Origin of the sequence: Pseudomonas khorasanensis (assembly GCF_014268505.2) — a bacterium.
In the GTDB taxonomy this organism is placed as follows: domain Bacteria; phylum Pseudomonadota; class Gammaproteobacteria; order Pseudomonadales; family Pseudomonadaceae; genus Aquipseudomonas; species Aquipseudomonas khorasanensis.
Map to the genome: position 1 here is coordinate 135,700 of NZ_JABWQP020000003.1, position 21,179 is coordinate 156,878.

Below are 21,179 nucleotides of genomic sequence, written 5' to 3' on the forward strand. Positions count from 1 at the left end.
GTTTTAATCATGCAACCCATCCTTTTTATCCCTTTGTGCAAAGCCTGCCAAGCGCCGAGAATCGACGGTATCCTGTTCTTTCTGATATTTGGGTGACGATGACCATGCAGCATCCTGTGCGCACCGAACTCTGGGCCATCCTGCGGCTGGCAGGGCCGTTGATTGCTTCACAGTTGGCGCACATGCTGATGGTGCTGACCGACACCCTGATGATGGCTCGCCTGAGCCCCGAAGCACTGGCCGGTGGCGGCCTCGGCGCGGCGAGCTATTCGTTCGTGTCGATTTTCTGCATCGGCGTGATCGCAGCCGTCGGCACCCTGGTGGCGATCCGTCAGGGCGCAGGCGACATTATCGGCGCGGCACGGCTGACTCAGGCCGGTTTGTGGCTGGCCTGGTTGATGGCGCTGGGCGCCGGACTGCTGCTGTGGAACCTCGAACCGGTGCTGTTGCTGTTCGGCCAGACCGAAACCAACGTCAACGCGGCAGGGCAATTTCTGATCGCCCTGCCCTTCGCCTTGCCGGGCTATTTGAGTTTCATGGCCTTGCGCGGCTTTACCAGTGCGATCGGCCGGGCGACACCCGTCATGGTGATCAGCCTTGCCGGGACCGTGGCCAACTTCCTGCTAAATTACGCGCTGATTACCGGCATGTTCGGCCTGCCGCAATTGGGTTTGATGGGCATCGGGCTCGTCACCGCGATTGTTGCCAACTGCATGGCGCTGGCGCTGGCCTGGCATATTCGTCGGCACCCGGCGTATGACGTCTATCCGCTGCGCGCCGGCCTGTTGCGGCCGAACCGGCAGTACCTGAAAGAGCTCTGGCGGCTGGGCCTGCCCATCGGCGGCACGTACGCGGTGGAAGTCGGGCTGTTCGCCTTTGCCGCGCTCTGCATGGGCACCATGGGCAGTACGCAAATGGGAGCGCATCAGATCGCTCTGCAGATCGTTTCGGTGGCATTCATGGTGCCGGCCGGTATGTCTTACGCCATCACCATGCGCGTCGGCCAGCACTATGGCGCCGGGCAACTGGTCGATGCGCGCATGTCTGGACGTGTTGGCATCGCCTTCGGCGCGGTGGTGATGCTTGGCTTTGCCCTGGTGTTCTGGCTATGGCCGAACGAGTTGGTCGGCCTGTTCCTCGATCATAACGATCCGGCGTTTGCCGAGGTCATCCGGCTGGCGGTGAGTCTGCTGGCGGTGGCCGCGTGGTTTGAGCTGTTCGACGGGACACAAACCATTGCCATGGGTTGTATTCGTGGTTTGAAAGACGCCAAGACCACGTTTCTCGTGGGGCTCGGTTGTTATTGGCTGATTGGCGCGCCGGCGGCGTGGTGGATGGCATTCCACCTCAACTGGGGGCCGACGGGCGTCTGGTGGGGTCTGGCGCTGGGGTTGGCGTGCGCGGCGGTGAGCCTGACTCTGGCGTTTGAATGGAAGATGAAGCGAATGATTCGGCGCGAGCCGGTTTCGGAGAGGTTCGAGGCCATCGGAGCGGATTAAGATCAAAAGATCGCAGCCTTCGGCAGCTCCACAAGGGAATGCATCCCAAGGTAAGAGCTGCCGAAGGCTGCGATCTTTTTAAATGGCTTCCACCGAAGCCTGCTGACTGGCTCCAGAGGTCAGATATTCCACCAACTCATCCAGCGGCAACGGCCGGCTGATCAGATAGCCCTGCACCTGATCGCAACCAAAGCCGCGCAGCAGATCCAGCTGCTCCGGCGTCTCGACCCCCTCCGCCACGACTTCCAGATTCAGGTTGTGCGCCAGATTAATCATCGCGTGTACCAGTTTGCGGTTCTCTTCGCGCTGCTCCATGCCGCCGACAAAACTCTTGTCGATCTTCAGCAGGGTGATCGGCAGGCTGTTGAGGTGCACGAACGACGAGAAACCGGTGCCGAAGTCGTCCAGTGAGAAACGCACGCCGAGGCGGCCGAGGGCGTCCATGGTCTGCTTGACCAGGTCGCTGCGGCGCATCACGGCGGTTTCGGTCAGTTCGAATTCCAGCCACTGCGCCTCGACGCCACGTTCGGCAATCAGGCGGCTGAGCGTCGGCAGCAATTGGCTGTCCTGAAACTGGCGAAACGACAGATTGATCGCCATGTGCAGCGCAGGCAGGCCTTGTTCGCGCAGCGCCTGCATATCGCGCAGCGCCCGGGAAATAACCCAGTAACCCAACGGCACGATCAAACCGCTCTGCTCGGCCAGCGGCACGAATTCACTGGGCGGCAACAGACCGCGTTCACCATGGCGCCAGCGCACCAGCGCTTCAAGGCCGACGATCTGGCCATCCTCAAGATTCAGGCGAGGCTGGTAATGCAGTTCAAGCTCATCACGACGCAAGGCCCGGCGCAGCTCACTTTCGAGGTCGGCCATGCTTCGCGCGTTGCGGTTGATGCGTTCGTTGAAGATATGAAAGGTGCAGCCCTGCGTGCTCTTGGCCTGCTGCATGGCGATGTGCGCGTGCCACATCAGCGGGTCGGCGCCGCCGTTGGCGCGGGCGTGAGCAATGCCCAGACTGGAGCCGATCAGCAGGCTTTCGCCGTCGACCCAATAAGGTTCGGCCAACGCCTCGGTGATGCGTTCGGCCATCCACTCGGCGCGTTGTGGCGCACGGCGGGTATCGATCAGCAGGGCGAACTCATCGCTGCCCAGGCGTGCGAGCTGATCGCCGGCCTCCAGCTGACTTTTCAGCCGGGCGACGACCTGCAGGATCAAGCGGTCGCCTGCCTGATGGCCAAGGGCATCGTTGGCGTGGCGAAAGTTATCAAGATCCAGATGCCCGAGGGCCAGGCCGCGACCATCGCCTTCAGCAAGACGTGCGGCCAGCAGGGTCTGAAACCCCTGGCGGTTGGCGATGCCGGTCAGCGGATCCTGTTCGGCGAGGCGCTGCAAGGTATTTTCCAGAACGCCGCGTTCGCGCACATGGCGCAGGCAACGCTGCAGCATGCCGGCGTCGAGTGCGTCGAACACCAGCCAGTCACTGACACCGACCGGCGCGATGGCCGGTTCGTGCTCCAGCAACAATACCGTCGGCAGATTGCAGCGACCGGGCGTCGGTTGCAGTGCGGGGAGGGTCAACAACACCGCGTGGCGGTTGTCTTCGAACAGACGGCTGACCGACTCCCAGTTCGGCGCGCTGATGAGCACCGCCGCGCTCCCCATCGGAGCCAGACACTCACGCAACAACGCTGTCCACGCCGGCTCTTCGGCCAGTAGCAGCAAACGCAAGGGTTCGACAGGCGTAGACAAGCTGACTCCCTAGACTCTGCAAAGATGTAGGCGGGGCATTATGCCGTTGTGCTGAACAATGACCAATGAGCTGGCCGATGACAACGGCATCGAAACGTTATTTTGCGTCATGAATGAGAACATTAGCCGCAAAATCCCCGCGCATCCTGCGTGAAAGTAACAAAAGCGGCAATTTGAATCGCGTGTTGGGTCACAAGTCGGACAGAGCAGCACAAATCGCTGAGCCTGTTAAAATGCCGGCCCATTTCGTCAACGACTCCCGAATTTCGTATGTCCCGACTCAATCCCCGGCAGCAAGAAGCCGTGAACTACGTCGGCGGCCCTCTATTGGTGCTCGCCGGCGCTGGCTCCGGCAAGACCAGCGTGATCACGCGCAAGATTGCGCACCTGATCCAGAACTGCGGCATCCGCGCCCAGTACATCGTCGCCATGACCTTTACCAACAAGGCCGCGCGCGAGATGAAAGAGCGGGTCGGCACCCTGTTGCGGGCTGGCGAAGGCCGTGGCCTGACGGTCTGCACCTTCCACAACCTGGGCCTGAACATCATCCGCAAGGAACACGCGCGGCTGGGCTACAAACCCGGTTTCTCGATTTTCGACGAAACCGACGTGAAAGCCCTGATGACCGACATCATGCAGAAGGAATACGCGGGCGACGACGGCGTCGACGAGATCAAGAACATGATCGGCGCCTGGAAAAACGACCTGATCCTGCCGCCCCAGGCGCTGGAAAATGCGCGCAATCCCAAGGAACAGACCGCCGCCATCGTCTACACCCACTATCAGCGCACGCTCAAGGCGTTCAACGCGGTGGACTTCGACGACCTGATCCTGTTGCCGGTCAAGCTCTTCGAGGAGCACGCCGACATTCTCGAAAAGTGGCAGAACAAGGTTCGCTATCTGCTCGTCGACGAATACCAGGACACCAACGCCAGCCAGTACCTGCTGGTGAAGATGCTCATCGGCAAGCGCAACCAGTTCACCGTGGTGGGCGACGACGACCAGTCGATCTACGCCTGGCGCGGCGCACGCCCGGAAAACCTGATGTTGCTCAAGGACGACTACCCGTCCCTGAAAGTGGTGATGCTGGAGCAGAACTACCGCTCCACCAGCCGTATCCTGCGCTGCGCCAACGTGCTGATATCGAACAACCCGCACGAATTCGAAAAACAGCTGTGGAGTGAAATGGGCCACGGCGACGAGATCCGCGTGATCCGCTGCCGCAACGAGGACGCCGAAGCCGAGCGCGTGGCGATGGAAATCCTCAGCCTGCACTTGCGTACCGACCGACCGTACAGTGATTTCGCCATTCTCTATCGCGGCAACTACCAGGCCAAACTGATCGAACTGAAGTTGCAGCACCACCAGGTGCCGTACCGCCTGAGCGGCGGTAACAGCTTCTTCGGTCGCCAGGAAGTGAAGGACCTGATGGCCTACTTCCGCCTGATCGTGAACCCGGACGACGACAACGCCTTCCTGCGGGTGATCAACGTGCCGCGCCGCGAGATCGGCTCGACCACCCTGGAAAAACTCGGCAACTACGCCACCGAGCGCAAGATCTCGATGTACGCCGCCACCGACGAAATCGGCCTGGGCGAGCATCTGGACAGCCGTTTCACCGATCGCCTGTCGCGCTTCAAGCGCTTCATGGACAAAGTCCGTGAGCAGTGCGCGGGCGAAGATCCGATCTCGGCCCTGCGCAGCATGGTCATGGACATCGACTACGAGAACTGGCTGCGCACCAACAGCTCCAGCGACAAAGCGGCGGACTACCGGATGGGCAACGTCTGGTTCCTGATCGAGGCGTTGAAAAACACCCTCGAGAAGGACGAAGAAGGCGAGATGACCGTCGAGGACGCCATCGGCAAACTGGTGCTGCGCGACATGCTGGAACGTCAGCAGGAAGAAGAGGACGGCGCCGAAGGCGTGCAGATGATGACGCTGCACGCCTCCAAAGGGCTGGAATTCCCTTACGTGTTCATCATGGGCATGGAAGAGGAAATCCTCCCGCACCGCTCCAGCATCGAAGCCGACACCATCGAGGAAGAACGCCGTCTGGCCTACGTGGGCATCACCCGCGCCCGCCAGACCCTGGCGTTCACCTTTGCCGCCAAGCGCAAACAGTACGGCGAAATCATCGACTGCGCGCCGAGCCGTTTCCTCGATGAGCTGCCGCCGGACGATCTGGCCTGGGAAGGCAACGACGACACACCGACCGAAGTCAAAGCCGTGCGCGGTAATAGCGCATTGGCCGATATACGCGCGATGTTAAAGCGCTAGAATCGACTACTTTTTAATCTACCTTCGGCGCCCATGCGCCAACAGAGGAAGCTGTTGTGGAAGCACTGCACAAAAAAATCCGCGAAGAAGGCATCGTGCTTTCCGATCAGGTCCTGAAAGTCGACGCCTTTCTGAACCACCAGATCGACCCGGCCCTGATGAAGCTGATCGGCGACGAGTTCGCCGCGCTGTTCAAGGACTCGGGCATCACCAAGATCGTCACGATTGAAGCCTCGGGCATCGCCCCGGCAATCATGACCGGCCTGAACTTGGGCGTGCCGGTGATCTTCGCCCGCAAGCAGCAGTCTCTGACCCTGACTGAAAACCTGCTGTCAGCGACCGTCTACTCGTTCACCAAGAAGACCGAAAGCACTGTGGCCATCTCCCCACGCCACCTGACCAGCAGCGACCGCGTGCTGATCATCGACGACTTCCTGGCCAACGGTAAGGCCTCGCAAGCGCTGATTTCGATCATCAAACAGGCTGGCGCCACCGTTGCCGGCCTGGGCATCGTCATTGAAAAGTCGTTCCAGGGCGGCCGTGCAGAGCTCGACTCGCAGGGCTACCGCGTTGAATCGCTGGCCCGAGTGAAGTCGCTGAAGGATGGCGTGGTTACCTTCATCGAATAACACCACACCACCGAGTTACCCCTGTGGGAGCGAGCCTGCTCGCGAATGCATTGTGTCAGTCACCATCTTCAGTTGATGGCACACCGCTTTCGCGAGCAGGCTCGCTCCCACATTTGCTTTTGTGGGGGGTAGTTTACTGCGCGGTGGCTTTCAGGCCTGTGAGCAGCAAGCGCTGGAACAGGTCTTCCTTAAGCCCTTCCGGATTCGTCAGTTGCATTCGCTCAAGGTGTTCCGGGAATGCCGAGGCTTCGGGTGCATCCAGCGCGGCCTTGCCCAGTTCCAGGATCTCGGTCAGTTTGAACTTGCTCTTGAGCCAGTTCAGCGCCCGCAGCAGATCGCGTTCGATCGCGGTGAAATCACAACCCAGCGGATACTCCGGAAACAGGTTCGGATGCCGGGCGGCAATCGCCTGCAAGCGTTGCGGGGTGTTGTCGGCGAAGCGTGGATCGAGGCGGAAATCCTTTGGCAGCTTGCCGACCTTCTGCGCCTGCTCGATCAGGCCCGGCTGGAAGCGAGAATCGCTGATGTTCAGCAACGCCTCGATCACGGCCGCGTCGGCCTTACCGCGCAGATCCGCGATGCCGTACTCGGTGACGACGATGTCGCGCAGATGTCGCGGGATCGTGCAGTGACCGTACTCCCAGACAATATTCGAACTCACGTCGCCACCCGACTCACGCCAGCTGCGCAGAATCAGCATTGAGCGTGCACCCGCCAGTGCATGGCCCTGGGCGACGAAGTTGTACTGCCCGCCTACACCGCTGAGCACGCGCCCGTCTTCGAGCTGATCGGCCACGCCGGCACCGAGCAAGGTCATCGTGAACACCGTATTGATGAATCGCGCATCAATGCGCTGCAGGCGCTTGAGCTCTTCCTGGCCGTACAGCTCGTTGATATAGCTGATGCGGGTCATGTTGAATTCGAGCAGTTTGCTCTGCGGCAACTCACGCAGTCGCTCATAGAAACTTCGCGGGCCCAGAAAGAACCCGCCGTGCACCGAGATACCGTCAGGCTGCGCGGCTTCATCGAGGGTGCCGGCGTTGGCCTGCTCTTGCGTCGGCACGTCCGGATAGACCTTGCGCCGGACGATACCGGCGTCCGCCAGCACCAGAAGGCCGTTGACGAACATTTCGCTGCAGCCGTACAGGCCCTTGGCGAACGGTGCGGTGCCGCCTTCGCGCTGAATCAACTGCGCCCATTGGCTGAGGTTGATGTCATCGAGCAATGCCTGATACCCGGCATTGTCGGCCTGGCGGGCAAGCAACGCGGCAGTCAACGCATCGCCCATCGAGCCGATGCCAATCTGCAACGTGCCGCCGTCGCGCACCAGCGTACTGGCGTGCAGACCAATGAAGTGATCCTGGAACCCCACCGGCATGTTCGGCGTGGAAAATAGCGTGCTGCTGTCTTTCTCGTCGATCAACAGGTCGAAGGTGTCGATGTCGACTTCGGCGTCACCGGGCATGTACGGCAGATCGGTGTGCACCTGGCCGACCAGCACGATGGTCTCCCCTGCGTCGCGGCGCTTGGCGATCATCGGCAACAGATCAAGGGTAATGTCCGGGTTGCAGCTCAGGCTCAGACGATCGGGATGTTCGGTGCTGCTGGCAAGCAATTGCGCCACCAGGTTCAGGCCGGCGGCGTTGATATCGCGGGCTGCATGGCTGTAGTTGCTGCTGACGTAGTCCTGCTGGGCCGGCGCGCTGTTGAGCAGGCTGCCGGGCTGCATGAAGAACTGCTCGATGCGAATGTTGGCAGGCAGGCTGTCGCCGCGCAGATCGGCCAGGAACTCGAATTCCGGGTAATCGCCGAACACGCGCTCGACGAAAGGCTCGATGAAGCGCTTTTGCAAACCGTCGCCAAGGCTTGGTCGTCCGAGGCACAGGGCCGTATAAATCGTCAGTTGCCGCTCGGGCAGTTCGACGATGCGCCGGTACAACGCGTTGACGAAATGATTCGGCTTGCCCAGCCCCAGCGGCAGGCCCATGTGGATGTGCGCCGGCAACTGCGCCAGCACCTCATCCACCGCCTGTTCGATCGAACACAACTGCACCATCTGAAGCCTCCCGCCCGTTCCGTGAATAGGGGTAGACCGAGATTGCCGGGGAATTGCTTCCGAGGGAAGGCAATCGAAAAGAAAAAATCGCTAAATTGATTGAAGGGCCGAATCGGAGGTTAGGTTGCGAATACCTACAAAAAATATTCATCAATAACAATGAATTGTCGGCGCCCAATGAATCACCTCACAAGCGTATAGATATTTTCCTACATAGACCCGAATTTAATCATGCATTACTACAGGAAGCGTCTGAATTGAAGTTATTTCATTCCTCGCTAGGATTCGTAACGTAACACTTCAATAACATCCGCCATCAAGGCAGACACTAACTCACGTGAAGGCAAAAATATGGAAATCGACTTCCTGGCAATTCGTCGTGCTCGCGCACGCATTTTAAACTCATCGACACCTATCTCAACTTTGGCAATTCAAGCATTCAGTAACTTGAGTGCAGCAAGCAGCGGGTCGCGCCCATGCACTAGCTGCTGCTCACAATGTTGGCAAGGATGCTGCTACGCAACCTATATGTAGTTATAAGTGGGGCGGCACTCGAACTGAGTAGCCTCCCTCACCTATTGAAGGATCAAACATTGAAAACCCCTATAGATTTCTTAAGTGAAACGACGAGTCCCGAGCGCAGCTACACCACTGACTGTCCAGTCTGGCCCTACCTGTCTTATTACATCTTCCAGATCGAAAAAAATCTTTCACAGCTATGCGAAGACGATGAAGCGTTCAAATCAGCTGTTATAAATGGCTTCGTGACCAACCTTGCAGCAAGAATTACTAACGCCGCCAACAATGTCTTGATAACGGAAAAGCTGGTATTCGAAAAAACGACATGCAACAAGGTGGAGACTCCCGCATACTTCACTTTGGTTAGTGAAAATAAAAACTACCTCTTCGAAATCATTAACGCTTATCCCGAACTTGACCGAGTCCTAACCAAACTTTCAAACAATTTTGTTGAATTCACGATACAGTTAATTAAAGCTTTCGTCGATGACAGGAAAGACATCAGCACGAAATTCAACATACCAACCGGGGCCCAGCTTTCCGCTATTGAGGTTTCATCTAGCGAAACTCATAATGGATCCAGAACCATTTGTACGCTCTCCTTTGATTCCATCAAGGTAATTTACAAACCGAGAAATCTGGAACTTGAAGCCGAAGCATCTGATTTGCTGCTGTATTTGAGCAATGCGGCTGGAGATGATTACCAAAACTGGAAAATACCAAGGTACCTTGTAAAAAAAGAACATGGTTGGTCAGAACATACACCTCAAACGCAGGCAGAAAGCGAAGACGAAGTTTCTTCTTACTTTAAAAGAGCTGGATTTCTTCTAGGTTACTGCACCACCTTTATGGCGACTGATATTACCTCTGACAATTTGATCGCACATGGTTCATGTCCCATTCCAATCGACCTCGAAACCATTTTCTACAGCACTCTAAACATTGACACCATCCCAAAAGAAGTACGCTGGAATGTCACCCAAACAAGCATACTTCCAAACTGGACCTGGAAAGGCACAGATGGTATCGGTGTAGACCTGAGCGCATTAGGTGGACTATCGGAGCAATATGTCAGCCTAAACCTCTATCAACATTTAGAAGACGAGAATGGACATAGCCAGTTTGGCATGGACGGAGTGAAAATATTCCCAAACCAAAACGTTCTATACCTCAATGGAAAACCGGCACTGCCGTGGAACTACGAAAAAGAAATCATTGAAGGCTTGAACACGTTATTTTCTGTTGTGTGTAATGAAAAGGCTTCAATCATCGAAACTATTGGCTCACTCCGAGGACGAAGAAACAGGTATATCCCGAGACCGACCGCAACATACCATTATGCCATCCAGTGTTCGTTGCATGCGACCTTAATGCGGTGCACTAAAAAACGTACAGCCTTCTTGGAGAACATTCTTAATAATGACACCGCCCCTGCCATAGGTTTTCTTAACGCAGAGATTGCCGCTTGCTTGGATTTAGACGTACCGTTTGCTCAAGGACAAACCGGGGCCCTTGAATTCTATGAACCAAGATACGACGGCTGTGGATACCTAGATAGTAATGATTATATAAACGGGATAGACAACAGCGTTCAATACGTCAAAACCATAAGCAAAAATAGAATTGCATTTGAAGAAAAATTGACTGCAAATACTCTATTGGCAATGAGAAACATGTATGAGCACGGGAATAAGCTGACAGACCACACGTTCATACAACACGATGACCTGAACGACCCTCGCTATTCAAGCATAGACGCGATCATTAACAAAATCAGATCATCATCAGAGATCAATTCGAAACTGATCAATGAAATGTTAAGCACTGAAATTTCTAGTAACGGGCTTTGGCTAGGATTTCATTCATCACCTGGCGGTTACATGGAATTCTCCGAGCTAGGAGACGATTTCTACTATGGACTGTCTGGTATTCTCTACGGCTGCGCAGTCGCCGCTAGCCGCAGCAGCGCTGTAGATAACGATTGCTACAGCAGAATAAACCAAAAACTTTCGAATAAAGGGACGCACTTAGGTGGATTTCACTTCGGTTTATCCTCTGCAATTATACCGCTATTGATAAGCTTGGACTATTTCTGTGACGAAAGAGAAAGTGAACTACTAGAACTCTACAAAAGATACGTCGAAGATGTCCTTACTGAACCATGGTGGCAGAAATTTTTCTGGGGTTCAGACTTTCTGTCAGGTATGTTCGGCACTCTAAACGTATTAACACATCTCTTCAGCCTAACGAAAGACTCACACTTCTCTCATTTAGCCAAGTCCTTGTACGAAAAGATAGAAACAGAACTCTCGCCTATAGCTGGGAAAAAGCTAACGTCATTCGATAATGCAGTTACAACGAGAAGCGATGCCTTATTGAGCGGCCTGTCTCATGGAATCATGGGCTGCGCATATTCATTATTTTATTTCAACGCCCTCATTGCAAAAAAAGATTCAGTTAATGAGTTGTTCTTGGGATTTCTATCTTGGGAGCTTGACGAATATGATGAAGCAATTGAAAACTGGCATGACTATAGAAAACGTTCAGCATCAAGTGCAGGCGAGTTCTCATGGAGCCATGGGTTGCCAGGAAACTACTTGATAATTGACTACTTCGCTAAAAACGGGGTGCAACAGGCAATAGATTTCCTAGCGAAAAACCCATCCACAACTGTATTTTCATACTGTAATCTAGAAAAAAGAAAGCGTCCTATCAACGATTCCTTATGTCATGGCGCTTATGGAATCCTCAATATCATAAAAAAGCTTTCACCAGAATCGCTAAATGATCCAAAGGTATTTCTATGGTCAAATATCATTAACCTAAGTGAGCAAAACAGCAAAGCACTTAGAACAAAAACTGCAGATCCTTTAGGTTTGTGGATCGGACGAGTGGGGGCACTAATCGGATCTATTGCGCTAATCGAACATGACTATGAATTTCCATTCCTCCCCCACCAAATGAAATTCTTAAAATGAAAAAAACAACGTGATTCTTTGCGGCTTTGGAGTGGGCATTGCGATTCTAACAAGTGCATCACCTTATTTAATCGGCAACTCGATAAATTTGTATTTAGCAAGCGACAGCTTTTATTTATATGCGCTCGCAGGCGCTTCTATCTTCATTATCGCCATTACCCCAATTAAGCTCGCAGCTAATATCTATCTACAGAAAACCGCGTCCCAGACAAGATTTAGTCTAAAAAAGACAATCCTGACCCACGTACTTAACACAAGCTTCGGGCCTACGGTAAAACCAGGTGAGCGGATCGAACTAATCGATGGCGACGTTGACGGCTCGATGTATCTATATCATTCATTATATTTTGATATTTCATTAAACTGCAGCATCATCATCGTTGCGCTTCTCATAACTTCCAACTACCACCCACTTTTGGCGCTCGCGCCTCTAAGCGGTCTCCTTTATGCTTCAATTGCATACCTTGCAACTCGAAAAAGAAGCAACTCCTTATATACAGCCTATGTCAAAGACAACACCGTAATAGTCGGCGCTATCTGTGAGCATTTATACGATTCAAAACCATACACTGACAGGATCAAGCTAGACATAAAAAATATTGAACGCCTCGCTTTTCGCTCAAGCCTCAAAGCATCGACTTTCGAATCAATCTCAGGTTCATGTTATCCGGTGGCGATAGTAGTTTTATTTTTTGTGTCGGCCCATCTGCTAAGCGTCGGCGATTCTAATATAGGGAGTATTTTTGCCTCAGCCATTTACCTTGAGCGTGTGCTGAGCCCGACGATGTCGATGATATCCATCTACTACTCAAGCAGAGAGGCATCTTACAGACGTAGTCGAATTCGCAGCTACGAACTACAGCATGAGGGGCATTAAATTATGTTTATATGTCTGCGAAAAAATCTGATCGTTTTTTTTCTTTCGGTCACTTGCCTCTCGTTAGCAGCCGCATGTCAATTATTAATACCCTCGGTCATCGCCAAAAGCCTGACGGCTCTAACCACTGGGGCTATTAGCGCTGGTTTTTACTTTGTCCTTATTGCCGTTTTCTTAACCAAGCTTTCAACGCAAACTCTGGGCAACTCCTTGGCGACGCTCATGGAAGCGAGATCCCGTTTTTTACTTATCAACTTCATTGTGCATGACGAACGGCCCTCTTCATTATGCTCTCGCGTAACGATGATAAAAGAAGATGCGGAGAAAATTGCTTCCGTCATTCATGACGCAATCCATCTCATCGGCTCTTGCATTTTGACATTCTCCTCAGCCTATCTCCTGCTTAAGGAAAACATTTACTTTCTCCTGCCGATCGCTTCAATTGTGATATTGACGTGTGGGCAATTGAGGTACGCAAAACCTGTGATCCAACGTCTATATGAAGCCGAAATGTCGAAGGAAGAAATGTATAAGGAGTCGCTCATAAAAATATTCAACTTATCCAGCCACGACGAGCAAACAAAAATTGAATTTGCTAGAAGTTGCGGATATTTGAAGGACACCGTACGAGCGCATTACAAATATCAGAGGGAGAGTACCATTCAGTCCTTCTGGCCGGAACTGGCTATCTCGGCGGGGACGGTATCGGTCATTTTGTTCAGCGCGACTGCCACGCCGGAACTGTTTGGCGAGCGGCTCATTGCCTGTCTTGGCTATATTGGGATCTTTACCATGGCGAGCACGAGTTCGATAAGACTCGGCATAACAATGATAGGAGTGCAGGTATCCATCACCAGGATATTCAGAGGGCATCGGTATGAATGAGTTGTTTATCCAGCAAATACGCCTGAAGCCAGACATAACGGTGGCTGACTTTTTACATAATCTATTTCCGCTTGAGTTCAGCAGCTCAATAACTGTTTTTATTGGAGAAAATGGCTCTGGAAAATCCACTTTACTTGAAGCTCTCGCCATAAAAATGGGGTGCAATCCGGAAGGCGGTGGCAAGAATTTCAATTTCTCGACTGAGAACACCCATTCGAGATTGCACGAAACCCTGACGCTTTCTAGAGGCTACCGGAGGGAAAAGGACGTTTTTTTCTACCGCGCAGAAACCTTCTATAACTTGAACACCGCGATTCGCAAGCTTGATGCGGAGGCGAGCTTTGATCCCGAAATCAAGACCTATTACGGCGGCGTGGACATGCATTGCCTATCGCATGGTGAAGCCATGGAGGCGCTGTTCCAACACCGATTCAAAGACCAGGGACTGTACGTTCTCGATGAACCAGAGGCGTCGCTATCTCCGTTGAGGCAATTGGTGTTTATCAACCGGGTAATGGAGCTGGCGCACAAGGGCGCGCAATTCATTATCGCTACCCACTCTCCCCTCATCATGTCTATTCCGGGCTGCGATCTAAGGCAGATATCGAAAGGGCGCTGCGAGCAAATAGCCCCCGAAGATACGGACGCTTATACTGTGTACAAAGCCGTGCTCAACTCTGCCGGCGCCTATATCACGAGAAACATGCAGTGATAATGCAGACACAAAAAAACCGTCCGAAGACGGTTTTTTCCATCAGAAGCCAGGCTTATTTCAAGCCGGACATTTCCTGGATCGCGCCTTTGAGCTCTTCATCCGAGCAATCGGCGCAGGTGCCTTTTGGCGGCATGGCGTTGACGCCGGTGATGGCCTTGGCGAGGATGCCGTCGAGGCCGCCCTGGTGATCGGCGCGCTCTTTCCAGGCGGCGGTGTCGCCGATTTTCGGCGCGCCCAGCAGGCCAGTACCGTGGCAAGCGTTGCAGTGCTTGGCAATCACGTCTTTAGGTGCCTTCGCCCCGCCACCGCCGCCAGCGGTTGCAGCCACTTCCATGCCCTTGCATTCCTGCCCTTGAACACACACCTGGCCGACCGGCTCGAGGCGTTTGGCAATGTCGTCATTCGTCGCAGCTTGAGCGCTGACAGCCCAGAGGGCCAGTACGGTTGCTGGTGCAGCCAGCATTTTCATAATTAGGTTCACGCGTTCACCCTCAATGGTGGCTATTCACGCCTGCGGCCACGGTTCGCAGGCGGGCGCAAGTATAGCGGGTAGCCCGCCACACTGAAACAACCCCATGGTTAAAGGGGTCTTGTTGCGCATCGGTAAAACGGTCCGGGTGCCTGCGGCCTGATGGCCTGGCGCCTCTTGGTTAGAAATTCGCCGGCGTGGCTGCGCTGATTAGTCGCGCAGGCAAGTCGAACGGATTACGGAAACGATGCGGCTTGGTACTTTCAAAATAGTAGCTGTCGCCGGCTTCGAGGATAAAAGTTTCAAGGCCCACCACCAGTTCCAGGCGACCTTCCACGACTATCCCGGTTTCCTCGCCCTCATGGGTGAGCATTTCTTCGCCGGTATCGGCGCCAGGCGGGTAGATTTCGTTGAGGAAGGCGATGGCGCGGCTAGGGTGCGCGCGGCCGACCAGTTTCATGGTCACGGCGCCGTCGGAGATATCGATCAGCTCGTTGGCCTTGTAGACGATCTGGGTCGGTTTTTCCTGCAGGATTTCTTCCGAGAAGAACTCGACCATCGACATCGGAATTCCGCTGAGCACCTTTCTCAGCGAACTGATCGAGGGGCTGACGCTGTTCTTTTCGATCATCGAAATGGTGCTGTTGGTGACGCCCGCGCGTTTGGCGAGTTCACGCTGGGAAAGCCCTTTGAGCTTGCGGATCGATTGCAGTCGTTCACCGACGTCCAAGGCGGGAGCCTCCTGATGTTGTAAGAATATCGAGCGTTATCATGGCGACAGCGTTCAGTATTTACAACACTCCAGGCCCCCATCTGCCTCAACCCTCGGAATAGAGCCTCGGCACCCGGCGCAGGTTACAGAAGATCTGATAAGGGATGGTGTCGGCCCACTTCGCCACGTCGCTGGCGAGGATGTTTTTACCCCACAACTCGACCGCGGACCCGAGACCCGCTTCCGGCACGTCGGTGAGGTCGATGCAAAGCATGTCCATCGACACGCGCCCCAGCAGGCGGCTGCGTTTTCCCGCCACCAGCACCGGCGTGCCAGTCGGTGCCTGACGCGGGTAGCCATCGGCGTAGCCCATCGCAACCACACCGACGCGCATCGGCTTGTCGGTGATGAATTTCGCGCCGTAGCCGATGGGTTCGCCGGCGGGCAATTCACGCACGCTGATGACTTTTGATTCCAGGGTCATCACCGGTTGCAGGCGTTCGGCCACAGCGTTGGTTTCTTCGAACGGCGTGGTGCCGTAAAGCATGATGCCCGGGCGCACCCAGTCGCTTTTGACCTCTGGCCAACCGAGCACGGCCGGCGAGTTGCGCAGGCTAACCTCGGCGGCCAGGCCCTGACGTGCCGCTTCGAACACCGCAACCTGCTCGGCGCTCGTCTGTGCATGCAGTTCATCGGCGCGGGCGAAGTGGCTCATCAGCACGATCTTGGCCACTTTGCCACTGGCCAGCAGCCGTTGGTAGGCCGTCTGATAATCCTTGGGGTGCAAACCGACACGATGCATGCCCGAATCGAGTTTGAGCCATACCGTGAGCGGTTTGCTCAGGTGCGCCTGCTCGATCGCTTCGAGTTGCCACAGCGAATGCACCACGCACCAGAAATCATGCTCGACGATCAGCGCCAGCTCTTCGGCCTCGAAGAAACCTTCCAGCAGCAGCACCGGCGCGCGAATACCCGCAGCGCGCAGCTCCAGCGCTTCTTCGATGCAGGCCACGGCAAAGCCATCCGCCTCGGCTTCCAGCGCCTGGGCGCAACGGACCGCGCCATGGCCGTAGGCGTCCGCCTTGATCACGGCGAGCGCCCTGGCGCCGGTGACTTCGCGGGCAATCCGATAATTGTGACGCAGGGCTTGAAGGTCGATCAGGGCACGGGCAGGACGCATGGCGGCAGACTTCTAGGCGGTCATGGGAAGAAAAAACCGGTGCCACTGACGACGTGAGCCGCCAGCAGCGCCGGGAGAGGGATCTGTGTATGCAATTATGGCAACGCGGCGATCACACTGATCTCGACCAGGATGCTCGGCTTGGCCATCTTCGCTTCGACGGTAGCGCGGGCCGGCGCAGCGCCTTTTGGCAGCCATTGGTCCCAGACCGAATTCATTCCCGCAAAGTGCGCCTCGATGTCGTTGAGGTAGATCGTCGCCGACAGCAGGTGCTCTTTATCCGTCCCGGCCAGGTCGAGCAAGCGCTCGATGTTGGCGAGCACATCGCGGGTCTGCTGTTCGACTCCCGCCTCGAAGTCGTCACCGACTTGCCCGGCCAGATACACGGTGCCGTTGTGGCTGACGATCTGACTCATGCGCTCATTGGTGAGCTGGCGCTGGATTGCCATGTTTTGCGGACTCCTGAGTTGTGTTGCCGTAACGGGAAATATCGAGGCCTTCAGCGCTGATCTGCGGCTTTTTCTTCGCCATCAGATCGGCCAACAGGCGACCGGAGCCGCACGCCATGGTCCAGCCGAGCGTGCCATGGCCGGTGTTGAGGAACAGGTTCTTGAACGGCGTCGCGCCAACGATCGGCGTACCGTCCGGCGTGGTCGGACGCAGACCAGTCCAGAAGCTCGCCTCGGCCAGATTGCCGCCCTGAGGATAAAGGTCGTTGACGATCATCTCCAGGGTTTCACGCCGACGCGGGTTGAGCGACAGGTCAAAACCGGCAATCTCGGCCATGCCGCCGACGCGGATACGGTTGTCGAAACGGGTGATCGCGACCTTGTAGGTCTCGTCGAGAATGGTCGATGTCGGCGCCATCGCCGGGTTGGTGATCGGCACGGTCAGCGAATAACCCTTGAGCGGATAGACCGGCGCCTTGATGCCCAGCGGCTTGAGCAATTGCGGCGAGTAGCTGCCCAGGGCGAGCACGTAGCGGTCGGCGGTTTCCAGCTTGCCGTCGATCCAGACACCGTTGATGCGATCACCGGCGTAGTCGAGTTTCTGGATGTCCTGACCGAAACGGAATTCCACGCCGAGGCTCACGGCCATTTCGGCGAGGCGGGTGGTGAAGATCTGGCAATCGCCGGTCTGGTCGTTCGGCAAGCGCAGGGCACCGGCGAGAATATCGGTCACGCCCGCCAGCGCCGGTTCGACGCGGGCAATGCCGGCGCGGTCGAGGACTTCAAACGGTACGCCGGATTCTTTCAGCACAGCGATGTCCTTGGCGGCGTTGTCCAGTTGCGCCTGGGTGCGGAACAACTGCGTGGTACCGAGGCTGCGGCCTTCGTAGGCGATGCCGGTTTCGGCGCGCAATTCGTCGAGGCAGTCGCGGCTGTACTCGGACAGACGCACCATGCGCTCCTTGTTCACCGCGTAACGATTGGCGGTGCAGTTGCGCAGCATTTGCGCCATCCACAGGTACTGATCGATGTCGGCGGTGGCCTTGATCGCGAGGGGGGCGTGGCGCTGCAGCAGCCACTTGATCGCCTTGAGCGGTACGCCCGGCGCAGCCCATGGCGAGGCGTAGCCCGGCGAGACCTGCCCGGCGTTGGCGTAACTGGTCTCCATGGCCGCGGCTGGCTGCCGGTCGACAACCACCACCTCGAACCCGGCACGCGCCAGATAGTAAGCACTGGCGGTACCGATGACGCCGCTACCCAAGACCATGACGCGCATGTTGAATCCCTCATCGCGGCTTTTCGCCGAGCTGTGTTGTTAGAGCAATGATGAGCGCAGTGTAAAAAAGAAACGCCAGTGCTTTTCACTGTATAAGCGCCTATATTTGGCGACAATTCTCGGCAAAAACCCTTTTCACGGAGGCGCATCCCCTATGCGTACCAACACTCAGACCAAACGTGAGCTGGACAAGATCGACCGCAATATCCTTCGAATCCTGCAGGCGGACGGGCGGATTTCCTTCACCGAGCTTGGGGAAAAGGTCGGTCTCTCCACCACGCCATGCACCGAGCGGGTGCGGCGTCTGGAGCGCGAGGGGATCATCATGGGCTACAACGCCCGGCTTAATCCGCAGCACCTGAAGGGTAGCTTGCTGGTGTTCGTCGAGATCAGCCTCGACTACAAATCCGGCGACACCTTCGAAGAGTTCCGACGCGCGGTGCTGAAATTGCCCCATGTGCTGGAGTGCCATTTGGTCTCTGGAGATTTCGACTATCTGGTGAAAGCGCGGATTTCCGAGATGGCCTCGTACCGCAAATTGCTCGGCGACATTCTGTTGAAGCTGCCGCATGTGCGGGAGTCGAAGAGCTACATCGTGATGGAAGAAGTCAAAGAGAGCCTGTGCCTGCCTATTCCAGACTGAAATCGGCGGCGTCCCCTTCGCGAGCAGGCTCGCTCCCACATTTGAATGCAATCTCCTGTGGGAGCGAGCCTGCTCGCGAAGAAGTCGACTCGGAGTGAAGTGAACGCAACAGCTAAACCAGCACCTGCCGATTCGCCGCCATGTATTCGAAGATCTGTTTCTCGACCTTTGGATGAATCAACTCCAGCGGCCGCCGCTCGTTCGGGCACGGTAGCGTCTTGGTGGTGCCGAACAACCGGCAAATCAGCGGCCGCTCTTCATACACCGTGCAGCCATCGGGCCCCAAGTGCACACAGTTGAGCGCTTCCATCGCCGCGTCCTGTTCGGCACGGGTCTTGCGCGGCAGCCGGGCCATTTCTTCGGGCGAAGTGGTCACCGGGCCACAGCAGTCGTGGCAGCCGGGCACGCACTCGAACGAGGGGATCTGCTGGCGCAAGGTGCGGATTTTCTGGCTGTTGCGGCTCATTGAAACGGGAACCCGAGTTGGATAGACGCTAATTGTGCCGCAAACGCCCTGATCCAGACAGCAATGGCCGACTGCTGTTGCCCACCTTCGCGCGTGCGGCTTATGCTCCGTCAAATTTTCTCGACACTCAGCCGCTGGATGACGCCCATGACCGCCCGCACCTTCGCGAGCCAACCACACGCCGCTTCCTACTACGCCGCCAGCAGTCTGCCGCAACCCAATCATCCGAAGCTGCAAGGGGACATGACGGCGGACGTCTGCGTGGTCGGCGGCGGGTTTTCCGGACTGAACACGGCGCTGGAGCTGGCCGAGCGGGGCTTGAGCGTGGTGTTGCTGGAAGCGCACAAAATCGGTTGGGGCGCCAGCGGTCGCAACGGCGGCCAGTTGATTCGCGGCGTCGGTCATGGCCTCGATCAGTTTGCCAATGTCATCGGCGCCGATGGCGTGCGTGAAATGAAACTCATGGGCCTGGAAGCCGTGGAGATTGTCCGCCAGCGCGTCGAGCGTTTCCGGATTGCCTGCGACCTGACCTGGGGCTATTGCGACCTTGCCAACAAACCCTCCGACCTCGAAGGGTTTGCCGAAGACGCCGAAGAGCTGCGCGGCCTCGGATATCGCCATGAAACCCGTTTGCTGCAAGCCAATGAAATGCACACCGTGGTCGGCTCAAAGCGCTACGTTGGCGGTTTGATCGACATGGGTTCAGGACATCTGCATCCGCTGAATCTGGCGTTGGGCGAAGCCGCAGCCGCGCAACAATTGGGTGTCCGGTTGTTCGAGCATTCGGCGGCGACGCGCATCGACTACGGCCCTGTAGTGAAGGTACACACGGCCCAAGGCTCGGTGCGGGCAAAAACGCTGGTGCTGGGCTGCAATGCCTATCTCAATGGCCTGAACTCGCAACTGAGCGGCAAAGTCCTGCCCGCCGGCAGCTACATCATCGCGACCGAGCCTTTGTCCGCAGAACAGGCCCATGACCTGCTGCCACAGAACATGGCGGTCTGCGACCAGCGTGTGGCACTTGATTATTACCGGCTCTCGGCGGATCGCCGATTGCTGTTCGGCGGCGCCTGCCATTATTCAGGGCGCGACCCGAAGGACATTGGCGCCTACATGCAGCCGAAGATGCTCGAAGTCTTTGCGCAGCTAACCGGCGTAAAAATCGACTATCAGTGGGGTGGAATGATCGGCATCGGCGCCAACCGCTTGCCGCAAATTGGCCGGCTCGCCGATCAGCCGAATGTGTATTACGCCCAGGCCTATTCCGGGCATGGAGTGAATGCAACGCACCTGGCGGGCAAGCTCCTGGCCGAGGCGATCAGCGGCCAGCACGGCGGTGGTTTTGATCTGTTTGCCAAGGTTCCACACATCACTTTCCCCGGTGGCAAGCATTTGCGCTCGCCGTTGCTGGCGCTGGGGATGCTGTGGCACCGGATGAAAGAGTTGGTCTGACAGATCGAGTTCGTTCCCGCGCTCTGCGCGGGAACGATCAGCAGGATTCAGATCCGCCAGAACGGCTTCAACCCCTCCTCCCGCGCCTGCTCGCGCGTCAGCCCGACGTCCCTGAGCTGTTCCGCCGTCAACCCCAGCAACGCCTTGCGCGTGTGCAGACGATGCCAGAACAGACCCCAGCGACTCAGGCCGGACGGCGCGTTGCGCATTTGATTGCGCGCGCTGTCCTTCTGCCCTGCCGCCAGTTCCTGACTGTGTAACGTCAGCCGCACATCGCTCAAACCGTTCATTTGCGTTGCTCCTGTTTACTTGCGTAGCGAGAGATTCCATGATGCGCGGGCAAGC

Annotated in this window: 18 protein-coding genes; 9 read left to right on the forward strand and 9 right to left on the reverse strand. The window is 56.2% G+C overall.

All coding sequences use genetic code 11. From position 1 onward, the window contains the following. Positions 1-104 precede the first annotated feature (104 nt). On the forward strand, positions 105-1,499 hold the full coding sequence (locus tag HU727_RS09980) for a NorM family multidrug efflux MATE transporter (RefSeq protein WP_186530958.1): 1,395 nt from the start codon (positions 105-107) through the stop codon (positions 1,497-1,499). Between the two features lie 78 nt (positions 1,500-1,577). On the opposite strand, the gene HU727_RS09985 is transcribed toward HU727_RS09980, so the two are convergent. After that, complete coding sequence (locus tag HU727_RS09985) at positions 1,578-3,248, reverse strand: putative bifunctional diguanylate cyclase/phosphodiesterase (protein WP_186530960.1); 1,671 nt, start codon at positions 3,246-3,248, stop codon at positions 1,578-1,580. 270 nt (positions 3,249-3,518) lie between these two features. On the opposite strand from HU727_RS09985, the gene rep reads away from it, so the two are divergent. Beyond that, positions 3,519-5,528: a DNA helicase Rep gene (gene rep, locus HU727_RS09990; RefSeq protein ID WP_186530962.1), complete on the forward strand. Its 2,010-nt coding sequence runs from the start codon at positions 3,519-3,521 to the stop codon at positions 5,526-5,528. Between the two features lie 56 nt (positions 5,529-5,584). Next, positions 5,585-6,157, forward strand: a complete 573-nt coding sequence (locus HU727_RS09995) for a xanthine phosphoribosyltransferase (RefSeq protein ID WP_042607125.1) — start codon at positions 5,585-5,587, stop codon at positions 6,155-6,157. A 133-nt stretch (positions 6,158-6,290) separates the two neighbouring features. Here HU727_RS09995 and HU727_RS10000 read toward each other — a convergent pair whose 3' ends face one another. Beyond that, positions 6,291-8,213: an acetyl-CoA hydrolase/transferase C-terminal domain-containing protein gene (locus tag HU727_RS10000; protein ID WP_186530964.1), complete on the reverse strand. Its 1,923-nt coding sequence runs from the start codon at positions 8,211-8,213 to the stop codon at positions 6,291-6,293. A 593-nt stretch (positions 8,214-8,806) separates the two neighbouring features. Between HU727_RS10000 and lanM the strand changes: the two genes are divergently transcribed. Genes lanM through HU727_RS10020 form a run of 4 tightly spaced genes read left to right on the forward strand, consistent with a single transcriptional unit; the run spans position 8,807 to position 14,184 of the window. Beyond that, positions 8,807-11,710 (forward strand): type 2 lanthipeptide synthetase LanM, encoded by a 2,904-nt coding sequence (gene lanM / locus HU727_RS10005; RefSeq protein ID WP_186530967.1) that lies wholly within the window; start codon positions 8,807-8,809, stop codon positions 11,708-11,710. A 10-nt stretch (positions 11,711-11,720) separates the two neighbouring features. Then, a complete protein-coding gene (locus HU727_RS10010) occupies positions 11,721-12,587 on the forward strand; it encodes an ABC transporter ATP-binding protein (RefSeq protein ID WP_186530969.1) in 867 nt (288 codons plus the stop codon). Positions 12,588-12,590: 3 nt separating this feature from the next. Further along, complete coding sequence (locus HU727_RS10015; RefSeq protein ID WP_186530971.1) at positions 12,591-13,472, forward strand: ABC transporter ATP-binding protein; 882 nt, start codon at positions 12,591-12,593, stop codon at positions 13,470-13,472. Further along, positions 13,465-14,184, forward strand: a complete 720-nt coding sequence (locus tag HU727_RS10020) for an AAA family ATPase (RefSeq protein ID WP_186530973.1) — start codon at positions 13,465-13,467, stop codon at positions 14,182-14,184. The genes HU727_RS10015 and HU727_RS10020 overlap by 8 nt, the downstream gene beginning before the upstream one ends. Before the next feature lie 55 nt (positions 14,185-14,239). Here HU727_RS10020 and HU727_RS10025 read toward each other — a convergent pair whose 3' ends face one another. From HU727_RS10025 to dadA, 5 genes are all read right to left on the reverse strand, one after another. Further along, a complete protein-coding gene (locus HU727_RS10025) occupies positions 14,240-14,656 on the reverse strand; it encodes a c-type cytochrome (protein ID WP_186531492.1) in 417 nt (138 codons plus the stop codon). A gap of 181 nt (positions 14,657-14,837) precedes the next feature. Further along, a complete protein-coding gene (locus tag HU727_RS10030) occupies positions 14,838-15,386 on the reverse strand; it encodes a cupin domain-containing protein (RefSeq protein ID WP_186530975.1) in 549 nt (182 codons plus the stop codon). A gap of 88 nt (positions 15,387-15,474) precedes the next feature. Continuing rightward, entirely contained in the window at positions 15,475-16,548 is a 1,074-nt protein-coding gene (gene alr / locus HU727_RS10035) for an alanine racemase (RefSeq protein ID WP_186530977.1), read from the reverse strand. A 95-nt stretch (positions 16,549-16,643) separates the two neighbouring features. After that, positions 16,644-16,997, reverse strand: coding sequence for a RidA family protein (locus HU727_RS10040; protein WP_186530979.1), 354 nt, complete (start codon positions 16,995-16,997; stop codon positions 16,644-16,646). Then, complete coding sequence (dadA, locus tag HU727_RS10045; protein ID WP_186530981.1) at positions 16,969-18,273, reverse strand: D-amino acid dehydrogenase; 1,305 nt, start codon at positions 18,271-18,273, stop codon at positions 16,969-16,971. Before dadA ends, HU727_RS10040 begins: the two co-directional genes overlap by 29 nt. A 154-nt stretch (positions 18,274-18,427) precedes the next feature. Here dadA and HU727_RS10050 point away from each other — a divergent pair, with 154 nt between their 5' ends. Continuing rightward, positions 18,428-18,916, forward strand: a complete 489-nt coding sequence (locus HU727_RS10050) for an Lrp/AsnC ligand binding domain-containing protein (RefSeq protein ID WP_010465173.1) — start codon at positions 18,428-18,430, stop codon at positions 18,914-18,916. Positions 18,917-19,028: 112 nt separating this feature from the next. Here the strand turns inward: HU727_RS10050 and HU727_RS10055 are convergent, their stop codons facing one another. Continuing rightward, the gene (locus tag HU727_RS10055) at positions 19,029-19,382 is read right to left on the reverse strand and encodes a YkgJ family cysteine cluster protein (RefSeq protein WP_186530983.1); all 354 of its coding nucleotides are present in this window, start codon (positions 19,380-19,382) and stop codon (positions 19,029-19,031) included. A gap of 147 nt (positions 19,383-19,529) precedes the next feature. Between HU727_RS10055 and HU727_RS10060 the strand changes: the two genes are divergently transcribed. Beyond that, a complete protein-coding gene (locus HU727_RS10060) occupies positions 19,530-20,834 on the forward strand; it encodes an NAD(P)/FAD-dependent oxidoreductase (RefSeq protein WP_186530985.1) in 1,305 nt (434 codons plus the stop codon). A 47-nt stretch (positions 20,835-20,881) separates the two neighbouring features. On the opposite strand, the gene HU727_RS10065 is transcribed toward HU727_RS10060, so the two are convergent. Beyond that, positions 20,882-21,124 carry a DUF1127 domain-containing protein gene (locus HU727_RS10065; RefSeq protein ID WP_186530987.1) on the reverse strand — a complete coding sequence of 81 codons (243 nt, stop codon included), beginning with the start codon at positions 21,122-21,124 and terminating at the stop codon, positions 20,882-20,884. Between the last annotated feature and the right edge of the window lie 55 nt (positions 21,125-21,179).